At 72.5% G+C, this 10,051-nt stretch carries 2 protein-coding genes; both read left to right on the forward strand.

Annotated elements, in window-relative coordinates:
* The first annotated feature begins 56 nt into the window (after positions 1–56).
* Positions 57–3,671, forward strand: coding sequence for an SDR family NAD(P)-dependent oxidoreductase (locus tag AB0H82_RS36175; RefSeq protein ID WP_362999791.1), 3,615 nt, complete (start codon positions 57–59; stop codon positions 3,669–3,671).
* Positions 3,672–3,720: 49 nt separating this feature from the next.
* Positions 3,721–10,051, forward strand: a 6,331-nt coding sequence (locus AB0H82_RS36180) for a type I polyketide synthase (protein ID WP_362999792.1), incomplete at its 3' end; no start/stop codon positions are given.

Consider the following 10,051-nt stretch of genomic DNA (forward strand, 5'->3'; position numbering starts at 1 on the left):
CGGGTGAGGACGGGCGACGCGGAGTTCAGATCTACAGCCGCCCTGATACGGCCACCGTGGGTGGCGACGACTCGTGGATCTGCCACGCGGCCGGCGTACTGTCTCCCGAAACAGCCCTTACGGGTGAGGAGTTGGGCGGGGTATGGCCTCCTGCCGGTGCCGAGCCGGTGGATGTCGAGGGCTTTTACGCGCAGGCCGACGAGGCCGGGTACGGGTACGGTCCGGCGTTCCGGGGGCTGCGTGCCGTGTGGCGGCACGGCCACGACCTGCTGGCCGAGGTCGTGCTGCCCGAGGCCGCCGGCGCGCACGACGGCTACGGCATCCACCCCGCCCTCCTCGACGCCACCCTCCACCCGCTCCTCGCCGCCCGCTTCATGGACGGCTCCGGTGACGACCAGCTCTACGTGCCGTTCGGGTGGGCCGGAGTTTCTCTGCGGGCGGTCGGAGCCACGACCGTGCGCGTTCGCCTCCGGCCGGTCGGGGCGAGCGTCGACCAAGGGCTGAGTGTGACGGTGACCGACGCGACCGGCGGTCCCGTTCTGAGCGTCGACTCACTCCAGACACGCCCCGTGAAGCCGGGCCAGCTTGCCGCAGCCCAACAGCGCGACGTACGGGGCCTGTTCAGTGTGGAGTGGACGCCGCTGCCGCTGTCGCGGACGGATGTGTCGCAGACGGATGCCGACACGGGCCTCGACTGGGTCGTGCTCTCGGAGGGTGGCGGCCGCCTGGCCGATGTGGTGCCGGAGGCCGGAGGTGACGCGCCGTGGGCCGTGGTGGCTCCCGTTGCGACCTCCGCGACCTCTGCGGGCGCTGGTCTTGCCGGTCTGCTGGTCGTCGAGCAGGTGCTGTCGCTCGTACAGGAGTTCCTGGCCACAACGGAGTTGTCGGAGTCCCGGCTCCTCGTGGTGACGCGCGGCGCGGTGGCCACCGGCGACGGCGGTGACGGTGACGTAGACACGGATGCCGCAGCCGTATGGGGCCTGATCCGCAGTGCGCAGTCGGAGAATCCCGGCCGCTTCGTCCTGGTGGACCTGGATGCCGACGACGTCGATCTCCACCGGCACGGCAAGGAACTGCGCCAGGCCGCCGAGGATCTGGACGAACCTCAACTCGCCCTGCGAGACGGCGACCTCTACGTCCCGCGACTGACCCAGGCCCAGGCACACCACTCCACCGGGCAGCTCGTAGCGCCGCCCGGTGAACCGGCGTGGCGCCTGCGGATGGTGCGCGACGGCTCGCTGGACGACCTGGCCGCCGTGGCCTGCCCGGAGGCCCTGGAGCCCTTGGCGCCGGGGCAGGTACGTATCGCCGTGCACGCCGCGGGCATCAACTTTCGTGATGTCCTGGTGGCGTTGGGCATGGTTCCCGCGTACGGGGCCATGGGCGGCGAAGGTGCCGGTGTCGTGACCGAGGTCGGTTCCGAGGTCACTCACGTTTCGGTGGGCGACCGCGTGATGGGTGTGTTCGAGGGTGCGTTCGGCCCTGTGGTGATCGCCGAGGCGCGGATGGTCACGACGGTTCCGCAGGGCTGGGGCATGCAGGAGGCGGCCGGCATTCCGGCGGCGTTCTTGACGGCTTGGTACGGGTTGGTGGAGCTGGCCGGTTTGAGGGCGGGCGAGCGGGTGTTGATCCATGCCGCTACGGGTGGTGTGGGGATGGCGGCGGTGCAGATCGCCCGTCACCTGGGTGCCGAGGTGTTCGCCACCGCGAGTGCGGGCAAGCATGCCGTGCTGGAGGAGATGGGCATCGATGCCGCCCACCGCGCCTCCTCCCGTGACCTCGCCTTCGAGGGCGCATTCAGGGAGGTCACGGGCGGGCGCGGCGTGGACGTCGTACTCAACAGCCTTGCCGGTCAGTTCATCGACGCTTCCCTGCGGTTGCTCGGCGACGGAGGCCGGTTCCTGGAGATGGGCAAGACCGATGTGCGCACGCCGGAGGAGGTGGCCGCGGAGCGCTCGGACGTCTCGTACACGGCGTACGACCTGGTCGGTGATGCCGGGCCCGACCGCATCAGCAGCATGCTGGACCAGCTCGTCATGTTGTTCGCCTCAGAACGGCTTAAGCCGCTGCCGGTACGTTCCTGGCCGCTGGACAAGGCGCAGGAGGCGTTCCGGTTCATGAGTCAGGCGAAGCACACCGGCAAGCTGGTGCTGGAGATCCCGCCTGCCCTCGACCCCGAGGGCACGGTTCTGGTCACCGGGGGCACCGGCGCGCTGGGTCAGGTCGTGGCCGAGCATCTGGTGCGGGAGTGGGGTGTACGGCACCTGCTGCTGGCCGGCCGTCGCGGGCCGGACGCCCCGGGGTGCGACGAACTGATGTCCAAACTAGCCGAGTTGGGTGCCGAGGTCGCCATCGTCGCGGCCGATGTCAGCGACCCGGAGTCGGTGGTGGAACTCGTCGGCAAGACGGATCCCTCGCATCCGTTGACGGGTGTCGTGCATGCGGCGGGTGTGCTGGAGGACGGCGTCGTGACCGCGCAGACGCCCGAGGGGTTGGCGCGCGTGTGGGCGGCGAAGGCCGCCGCGGCGGCGAACCTCCACGAGGCGACGCGGGGAGCGCGGCTGGCGATGTTCACGGTGTTCTCCTCGGCAGCCGCCACGCTAGGCAGCTCGGGCCAGGCCAACTACGCGGCCGCCAACGCGTATTGCGACGCGCTGATACAGCACCGCCGGTCCCGGGGCCAGGCCGGCCTGTCGGTCGGCTGGGGCCTCTGGGAGGCGCCGGGCGCCAAGACGGGTGCTGCCGCCGCCACCGAGACAGGTGCTGCCGCCCACGGCACGGCGGACGCAATGGCCGACGGCAAAGCGGGTGCAATGGCCGACAGCACGGCGGGCCCCATGGCCGACAACCAGCCCGGCGCCCCGGCCGGCGGCGCTCCCCGGGGCATGACCGGCGGACTCAGCGACACCGACGTGGCCCGAATGGCGCGCATCGGCGTCAAGGGCATGAGCAACGCGCACGGTCTCGCCCTGTTCGACGCCGCGCACCGCCACGGCCGCCCCCACCTGGTGGGATTCAACCTCGACCTGCGCACCCTGGCCACGCACCCCGTGCACACGAGGCCCGCCCTGCTGCGCGGCCTGGCCGCCGCCACCGCCGGCGGAGCGAGCAGGCCGACCGCGACGGCGGGCGGTCAGCCCGCCGATCTGGCGGGCCGGCTGGCCGCGCTGCCGCCGTCCGACCGGCACCACACGCTGGTGAGGCTCATCAGGGAACAGGCCGCCACCGTGCTCGGGCACCACCCCGACAGCCTCACCACGGGCAGCACCTTCAAGGAACTCGGATTCGACTCCCTGACCGCGGTCGAACTGCGCAACAGGCTGTCCGCCGCCACCGGTCTCCGGCTGCCCGCAGGGCTGGTCTTCGACCACCCGGACGCCGACATCCTGGCCGAACACCTCGGCGCACAACTCACGCCCGACGGCGACACGCCCGCCGGTGCGGAAGCCACCGACCCGGTCCTCCGCGACCTGGCGAAACTGGAGAACGCGCTCTCCTCCACCCTCGTCGAACACCTCGACGCCGACGCGGTGACGGCCCGGCTGGAAGCCCTCCTGTCGAACTGGAAGGCGGCGAGCGCGGTGCCCGGCTCGGGCAGCACGAAGGAGCAGCTGCAGGTTGCCACGACCGACCAGGTCCTCGACTTCATCGACAAAGAACTGGGTGTGTGAAACGACCGTGCACGGCGCGACAACCACGCTGAAGGCTGGGTGAACTCTCATGGCGAGTGAAGAGGAACTGGTCGACTACCTCAAGCGGGTCGCCGCCGAACTGCACGACACCCGGCAGCGTCTGCGCGAGGTGGAGGACAGGCGGCAGGAGCCGGTGGCCGTCGTCGGCATGGCCTGCCGCTTCCCCGGCGGCATCGAGACGCCCGAAGGACTGTGGGAGCTGGTCGCCGCCGGCGACGACGCCATCGAGCCCTTCCCCACCGACCGGGGCTGGGACCTGGAAGGCATCTACCACCCGGACCCCGACCACCCGGGGACCTGCTACGTGCGCGAGGGCGGGTTCCTCGCCGCCCCCGACCGGTTCGACTCCGACTTCTTCGGTTTCAGCCCGCGCGAGGCCCTGGCCAGCAGCCCGCAACTGCGACTGCTCCTGGAGACGTCCTGGGAGGCCCTGGAGCGGGCGGGCATCAACCCCGCCTCGCTCAAGGGCAGCCCCACCGGCGTCTACGTCGGCGCCGCCACCACGGGCAACCAGACCCAGGGCGACCCCGGAGGCAAGGCGACCGAGGGTTACGCGGGCACCGCGCCCAGCGTCCTCTCGGGCCGCCTCTCCTTCACGCTGGGCCTGGAGGGCCCGGCGGTGACCGTCGAGACGGCGTGCTCCTCCTCGCTGGTGGCGATGCACCTGGCGGCCAACGCCCTGCGCCAGGGCGAGTGCGACCTCGCCCTCGCGGGCGGCGTCACCGTCATGTCCACCCCCGAGGTGTTCACCGGGTTCTCGCGCCAACGCGGCCTGGCACCCGACGGCCGCTGCAAGCCGTTCGCCGCCGCGGCCGACGGCACCGGCTGGGGCGAGGGCGCGGGGCTGATCCTCCTGGAGCGCCTCTCCGACGCACGCAAGAAGGGCCACAAGGTCCTCGCCGTGATCCGGGGTTCGGCGATCAACCAGGACGGCGCGAGCAACGGCTTCACCGCCCCCAACGGCCCCTCGCAGCGCCGCGTCATCCGCCAGGCGCTCTCCAGCGCCCACCTCTCCACGGCGGAGATCGACGTGGTCGAGGCGCACGGCACAGGCACCAGACTGGGCGACCCCATCGAGGCCGAGGCGCTGATCGCCACCTACGGCAAGGAGCGCGAGGACGACCGTCCGCTGTGGCTCGGCTCGGTCAAGTCCAACATCGGCCACACCCAGGCCGCCGCGGGCGTCGCCGGCGTCATCAAAATGGTGATGGCCCTGCGGAACGACCTGCTGCCCGCCACCCTGAACGTCGACGAGCCGACCCCGCACGTCCAGTGGGACGGCAGCGGCGTACGCCTCCTCACCGAACCCGTCCCGTGGCCGCGCGGCCAACGCCCGCGCCGCGCCGGAATCTCCTCCTTCGGCATCTCGGGCACGAACGCGCACGTGGTCCTGGAAGAGGCGCCGGAGGACGACGCGCCGGCCCCCGCGGTCGCGGAGCCGGGTGGGGTGATGCCGTGGGTGGTCTCTGCGCGGACCGAGGAAGCGCTCAGCGAACAGGCGCGGCGGCTGCGCGAGTTCGTGGCCGATACGGACCCGACGACCGCTGACGTCGGTTGGTCACTGGCCACGAGCAGGGCACTTCTTGAACACCGGGCTGTGGTGGTGGGGCGTGACCGGGATGCGCTGACTGCTGGTCTGGGGGCGTTGGCTGCAGGTGAGGCTTCGGCGGATGTGGTGGCCGGGGTGGCCGGTGATGTGGGTCCTGGGCCGGTGTTGGTGTTTCCGGGGCAGGGGTCGCAGTGGGTGGGCATGGGTGCCCAGCTGCTGGACGAGTCGGCGGTGTTCGCGGCGCGGATCGCGGAGTGTGAGGCTGCGCTGTCGGCGCATGTGGACTGGTCGCTGACGGATGTGTTGCGCGGGGACGGGGCGGAGCTGTCCCGGGTTGAGGTTGTGCAGCCGGTGCTGTGGGCGGTGATGGTGTCGCTGGCTGCGGTGTGGGCGGATTACGGCATCACTCCGGCTGCCGTGATCGGGCACTCGCAGGGGGAGATGGCCGCCGCGTGTGTCGCGGGTGCGTTGTCGTTGGAGGATGCGGCGCGGATCGTGGCGGTACGCAGTGACGCGCTCCGTCAGCTGCAGGGGCACGGCGATATGGCATCCCTCAGCGCCGGGGCCGAGCTGGCCGCTGAGCTCATCGGCGACGACCGGCCGGGCGTGGTTGTCGCGGCCGTCAACGGGCCCTCCTCGACGGTGATTTCGGGGCCGCCGGAGCATGTGGCGGCCGTGGTCGCGGACGCGGAAGCGCGGGGGCTGCGCGCCCGCGTCATCGATGTCGGGTACGCCTCCCACGGTCCCCAGATCGACCAGCTCCACGATCTCCTCACCGACCGGCTCGCCGATATCCAGCCGACGACCACCGACGTCGCCTTCTATTCGACGGTGACCGCCGAGCGCCTGACGGACACCACCGCCCTCGACACCGCCTACTGGGTCACCAACCTCCGCCAACCGGTCCGCTTCGCCCACACCATCGAAGCGCTGCTCGCCGACGGCTACCGCCTGTTCATCGAGGCCAGCGCCCACCCGGTGCTGGGTCTGGGCATGGAGGAGACCATCGAGCAGGCGGACATCCCCGCCACCGTCGTCCCCACCCTCCGCCGTGACCACGGCGACACCACCCAGCTGACCCGCGCCGCCGCCCAGGCCTTCGCCGCCGGCGCGGAGGTCGACTGGCGGCGCTGGTTCCCGGCCGACCCCACCCCCCGCACCATCGACCTGCCCACCTACGCCTTCCAGCGCCGCCGCTACTGGTTGCCGGTGGACGGTGTCGGAGATGTGCGGTCGGCCGGGCTGCGGCGGTTGGAACACTCGCTGTTGCCCGCGGCGCTCGGTCTCGCCGACGGGGCGCTCGTGCTGACCGGACGGCTCGCGACCTCCGGCGGTGGTGGTGGCTGGCTCGCCGACCACTCTGTGGCGGGCACGACGCTCGTCCCCGGCGCCGCTCTGGTCGAGTGGGCGTTGCGGGCCGCCGACGAGGCGGGCTGCCCCACCCTTGAGGAGCTCACGCTCCAGGCACCCCTGGTGCTGCCCGGCTCCGGGGGCCTCCAGGTCCAGGTGGTCGTGGGCGCGGCCGACGGTCAGGGCGGCCGGCGTGAGGTGCGCGTCTTCTCCCGTGTCGACTCCGACGACGAGGCAGCGGGGCAGGACGAGGGGTGGTCGTGTCACGCGACCGGGGTGCTGAGCCCCGAGCCCGGTGCGGTACCGGACGGCCTGAGCGGCCAGTGGCCGCCGGCGGGGGCCGAGCCGCTGGAGATCAGCGAACTCTACGAGCAGGCGGCATCGGCGGGATACGAGTACGGGCCGTCGTTCCGGGGCCTGCGTTCCGTGTGGCGGCACGGTCAGGATCTGCTGGCCGAGGTGGAGCTGCCCGAAGAGGCGGGTACGTACGACGACTTCGGCATTCACCCCGTACTGCTGGACGCCGCGCTGCACCCGGCGCTGCTGCTCGACCGGAACGGACCCGGTGAAGGAGGTGAAGGAGGCGAAGAAGGTGAAGGACAAGAGCAAGGGCACGTCCTCCGCCTGCCTTTCGCGTGGAACGGCGTCTCCCTGTGGGCCACCGGCGCCGCCACCGTGCGGGTGCGGCTGACCCCGCACGGGGAACACGCGGACGGGGAGACGGACGACGGCGCGGGGCTGCGCGTGACGGTCGCCGACGCCACCGGAGCGCCGGTGCTGAGCGTGGACTCCCTGGCTCTGCGGCCCGCCGACCCCGAACTGCTGCGCGCGGCCGGCCAGGCGGGCAGCGGCAACAACGGCTTGTTCACGGTGGAGTGGACGGCTCTGCCCCCGGCGGCCGTGGCGGAGCATGCCGTAGACGACGGCTGGGCGGTGCTCGGTCAGGACGTACCGGCCTGGGCCGGAGCGGACATCCCCCGGCACGCCGACATGGCATCCCTGTCGGCCGCGCTGGACGAGGGGACGCAAGCCCCCGCGACCGTCTTCGTGGAGACCACCGCCACATCGAACGCCACGTCGAACACCACAGCGGACGCCACAGCGGACGCGGCGCTCGACGCGCCCGGCCGGGCGGTCGCCGAGCGCACCCTGCACCTGCTGCGGGACTGGCTCGCCGAACCGCGCCTCGCCGAGACCCGGCTCGTCCTCATCACCCACCACGCGGTGACGACCCCGGCTGACGACGACATGAACCCCGTCCCCGTCGACGCCCCGGCCGCCGCCCTGTGGGGCCTGATACGCAGCGCACAGGCCGAACACCCCGACCGCTTCGTCCTGTTGGACACCGATGGCAGCACAGCGTCGGGTACGGACCGAGCCGCCGTCGCGCGGGCCCTCGCCGCCGGAGAGCCGCAGCTGGCCCTACGGGCGGGAGAGCCGATGGCTCCCCGCCTCGCCCGAGCCGCATCCGGGTCGGGATCAGGGCCCGGAGTCGGGGCCGGGCCCGGGGCCGATGTGACGCTGGACCCCGACGGCACCGTCCTCATCGCGGGCGGCACCGGCATGATGGGCGGTCTCGTCGCCGAGCACCTGGTCCGCGCCTGGTCGGTGCGGCACCTGCTGCTCGTCAGCCGGCAGGGCCCCGACGCGCCGGACGCCCGCGACCTCGCCGACCGACTGACCGGCCTGGGCGCGACGGTGCGGATCGCCGCGGCCGACCTGACGGACGGGCGGGCCACCGCGGACCTCGTCGCGTCGGTCGACCCGGCGCACCCGCTGACCGGCGTGATCCACGCGGCCGGGGTCCTGGACGACGCCGTGGTCACCGCCCAGACCGCCGACCAACTGGCCAGGGTGTGGGCGGCCAAGGCGTCCGTCGCCGCCAACCTGGACGCGGCCACGTCGGAGCTGCCGCTCGGCCTGTTCGTGATGTTCTCGTCCGCCGCCGGTGTCCTCGGCAACGCGGGCCAGGCCGGCTACGCGGCCGCCAACGCCTTCGTCGACGCCCTGGTCAGCCGCCGGCGCGCCACCGGCCTGCCCGGCCTGTCGATCGCCTGGGGCCTGTGGGCACGAGGCAGCGCCATGACCCGGCACCTGGACGACGCCGACCTCGCGCGGCTGCGCGCCGGCGGTGTGAAGCCGCTGCTGGACGAGCAGGGCCTCGCCCTCCTCGACGCGGCGCGTGCCGCTGCCGCGCACACCTCGCTGGTTGTCGCGGCCGGTATCGACGTACGCGGTCTGAACAGGGACGACGTACCCGCGATCCTCCGCGACCTGGCGGGCCGGACCCGCCGCAGGGCGGCGACCGACTCCACCGTCGACCAGGCCGCGCTGGAGCGGCGGCTCGCGGGCCTGGACGAGGCCGAGCGCCGGACTGTCGTCACCGAAGTCGTACGCGAATGCGTGGCGGCCGTGCTCGGCCACCGGTCGGCGGCCGACGTACGCACCGAAGCCAACTTCAAGGACCTCGGCTTCGACTCGCTCACCGCGGTGCAGCTGCGCAACCGCCTCTCGGCGGCGAGCGGCCTCCGCCTGCCCGCCACACTGGCCTTCGACCACCCCACCCCCCAGGCGCTGGCGGCATACCTCGACACACGCCTGGGCGGCCGGAGCGCCGCACTCGCCGTGCCCGTGGCGCCTGCCGCGGCCGCGACGGACGACCCGGTGGCGATCGTCGCGATGGCCTGCAAATATCCGGGCGGAGCGACCTCACCGGAAGGACTCTGGGAGCTGGTCGCGGCAGGCGTGGACACGGTCGGAGAGTTCCCGACGGGCCGCGGCTGGGACCTCGAACGGCTCTTCCACCCCGACCCGGACCACCCCGGCACCAGTTACGCCGACGAAGGGGCCTTCCTTCCCGACGCCGGTGATTTCGACGCGGCGTTCTTCGGGATCAATCCGCGGGAGGCGCTGGCGATGGATCCGCAGCAGCGGCTGCTGCTGGAGGTGTCGTGGGAGGTGTTCGAGCGTGCGGGCATCGACCCGACGACGCTCAAGGGCAGCCCGACCGGCACGTATGTCGGCGTGATGTACCACGACTACGCGGCAGGCCTGGCCCAGGACGCCCAGCTGGAGGGCTACTCCATGCTGGCCGGTTCCGGCAGCGTCGTGTCCGGCCGCGTCGCCTACACCCTGGGCCTCGAAGGCCCGGCGGTGACAGTCGATACCGCGTGCTCCTCGTCCCTCGTCTCCATCCACCTGGCCGCGCAAGCACTACGACAGGGAGAGTGCACTCTCGCCCTCGCGGGCGGCGTCACCGTCATGGCCACGCCCGAGGTGTTCACCGGCTTCTCGCGCCAGCGGGGCCTGGCCCCCGACGGCCGCTGCAAGCCGTTCGCCGCCGCCGCGGACGGCACCGGCTGGGGCGAGGGTGTGGGTGTGTTGTTGCTGGAGCGGTTGTCGGATGCGCGTCGTCATGGGCGTCGGGTGTTGGGTGTGGTGCGGGGTTCGGCGGTGAATC

Origin of the sequence: Streptomyces sp. NPDC050732, from assembly GCF_040654255.1 — a bacterium.
In the GTDB taxonomy this organism is placed as follows: domain Bacteria; phylum Actinomycetota; class Actinomycetes; order Streptomycetales; family Streptomycetaceae; genus Streptomyces.